This window comes from Thiohalophilus sp. (assembly GCF_031581315.1).
GTDB lineage: Bacteria > Pseudomonadota > Gammaproteobacteria > UBA6429 > Thiohalophilaceae > Thiohalophilus.
Genome location: NZ_JAVLAZ010000014.1, coordinates 8,867 through 11,329, shown reverse-complemented (window position 1 = coordinate 11,329; position 2,463 = coordinate 8,867). Strand labels below are relative to the sequence as shown.

The 2,463-nt window shown below is 53.1% G+C and carries 3 protein-coding genes; all 3 read left to right on the top strand.

The features are described from left to right. The coding region (locus tag RI563_RS03300) for a circularly permuted type 2 ATP-grasp protein (RefSeq protein WP_310692920.1) at nucleotides 1–971 on the top strand (971 nt) is incomplete at its 5' end. Then, a complete protein-coding gene (locus RI563_RS03295) occupies nucleotides 968–1,891 on the top strand; it encodes an alpha-E domain-containing protein (RefSeq protein ID WP_310692919.1) in 924 nt (307 codons plus the stop codon). The genes RI563_RS03300 and RI563_RS03295, both read left to right, overlap by 4 nt. Nucleotides 1,892–2,037: 146 nt before the next feature. After that, nucleotides 2,038–2,274 carry a YdcH family protein gene (locus tag RI563_RS03290; RefSeq protein WP_310692918.1) on the top strand — a complete coding sequence of 79 codons (237 nt, stop codon included), beginning with the start codon at nucleotides 2,038–2,040 and terminating at the stop codon, nucleotides 2,272–2,274. The last annotated feature ends 189 nt before the right edge of the window (nucleotides 2,275–2,463 follow it).

Below are 2,463 nucleotides of genomic sequence, written 5' to 3'. Positions count from 1 at the left end.
TCTATGTCCTGGAAGATAATCTGCGCGTGCCCTCCGGGGTCTCCTACATGCTGGAGAATCGCCAGATTATGAAACGAGTCTTTCCCGAGTTGTTCGAGAATTACAATATCCTGCCGGTAGATGACTATCCCTCTCAGCTATACGACATGCTGGCTTCATTGGCGCCACGGGGTGTTGAGCAGCCGGAAATTGTGGTGCTCACTCCGGGAATCTACAACTCGGCTTATTTCGAGCATGCCTACCTTGCCCAGCAAATGGGCGCGGAACTGGTCGAAGGGTCGGACCTGTTTGTCGATAAAGATAATATGGTTTACATGCGCACCATCGAGGGGTTGTCGCAGGTGGATGTCATCTACCGCCGTATTGATGACATGTTTCTGGATCAGGAGGCTTTTGATCCCGAATCGATGCTGGGTGTCCCGGGACTGATGCGGGCCTGGAAAGCGGGCAATGTGGCACTGGCGAATGCACCGGGCGCCGGGGTGGCCGATGACAAGGTGGTCTATTCCTTTGTGCCCGAGATTATCCAGTATTATCTGGATGAAGAACCGTTGATCGGCAACGTACCCACCTACCGTTGTTTTAAGAAAAGCGAGCGGGATTACGTCATCGAGAATATCGCCAAACTGGTAGTCAAGCCGGCGAATGAGTCAGGCGGTTACGGGATGCTGATTGGGCCCCAGGCCAGCCAGGAGGAACGTGACAAGTTCATCAACCTGATCCGCCGGGATCCGCGTAACTACATCGCCCAGCCCATGCTGACACTATCGACCGCGCCAACCTTGATTGGGAATCGGGTCGAGCCGCGACACCTGGATTTACGCCCGTTTATTCTCAGTGGTGAGAAAACCTATGTGACCACCGGCGGCCTGACCCGTGTGGCGCTGCGCAAGGGTTCGACGGTGGTGAACTCCTCGCAGGGTGGTGGCAGCAAGGATACCTGGATCATCGACATGGAGTCGGGAGCATGATGCTTTCGCGCGTTGCCAACAATATTTACTGGGCCGCCCGTTATATTGAACGGGCGGAAAATACCGCGCGGCTAATCAACGTCAACAGTCATTTGTTGCTGGATCTGCCCAAACGGGTACGCCTCGGCTGGGAGCCGATTATCGATATTCTGGGCAATCACGAGCTGTTCTATCAGCGTCACGATGCTGCCGATGAGCGCCAGGTTGTACGCTTTATGGTGAGTGAACAGGCCAATCCCGGTTCAATCATCAGCTCTTTGCGTCAGGCACGGGAGAATGCCCGGACCATCCGCGATATCATCCCGCGCGAGGCGTGGGAACAAATTAATCACAATTATTTGCAAGCCCGTGAGCTGGCCGGCAGCAGCCTGGGACGGCGCAAGCGTGATGATTTTCTGCGACAAATTATACTGGGTGCCCAGACCATGACCGGCATGCTGGCCGGCACCATGACCCATGATGAAGGCTATGATTTTCTGCGCATGGGCCGGAATCTGGAAAGGGCCGACATGACCACGCGCATTGTCGATGTGCGTTCCGCCTCACTGCTGCCGGAAATGAGCGAGGATCTCAGTCCGTTCGAGAATATTCAGTGGGTAAGCGTGCTCAAATCCCTGACCGCTTATCAGATGTACCGACGCGAGATGCGCATCCGGGTACGCCGTCCGGATGTGTTGCGCTTTTTGTTACAGGAACGTCGATTTCCGCGGGCGCTTTACCATACGATCTGTGAGGTGGAGAATTGCCTGCAGCATCTTCCGCACAATGACAAGCCGCTCAAGACCTTGACTGCCTTGCAGAAAAAAGTCCTGTCAGCCAAGCCAGAAAAGTTGATGCAGGAAGAGTTGCATAGCTTTGTCGATACGCTCCAGCTGGGACTGGCAAAACTGCATCAGGACATCAGTGCCAGTTATTTCTAGATTGTCTGATCCGGCTCAATGTCTCGCAGGCTTTTTTTTGTTAGCATGAGTCATTGGTCTTATACATTACCCTGGCTGATTGTCACGCAGACAAGGCAGCCGGAACAGGCTTGATACATTTATTATTGTTTATAAAGGAGAATCCCATGCTGGGTGAAAAACATGACTTGATCCACGAATTTCCCGAACACAAGGAGCGTATTCACGAGCTCAAGGTCAATGACCCCCATTTTGCCAAACTGTTCGATGAGTATCATGAACTCGAGCACGAGGTGCGACGCATCGAAGAGGGCAACGAAACGCCGTCCGATGAATATACCGAAGAGCTGAAGATGCGCCGTCTCCAGCTCAAAGACGAACTATTCAATTTGATTAAAGGCTGAGCGGCGGATGTTTGCCGGATAATCTCTCCGGCAAACTGAGGCTTTATTATCTGGCATAGACAATCCGCATTGGTATGCCATAGCGATCGAGCGGTGCCGGCTGTGGCAGGTAGCAGTAGTCGCTTTCTTTATAGCTGGCCATCACCGCCAGCACCATCGCATCGAGAATATCATCCGTCTGTAATTGCG

What these genes read in the sequence shown, in the direction of transcription:
- RI563_RS03295 (WP_310692919.1), top strand. Translation starts at nt 968, where the DNA reads ATGATGCTTTCGCGCGTTGCCAACAATATTTACTGGGCCGCCCGTTAT.
- RI563_RS03290 (WP_310692918.1), top strand. Translation starts at nt 2,038, where the DNA reads ATGCTGGGTGAAAAACATGACTTGATCCACGAATTTCCCGAACACAAG.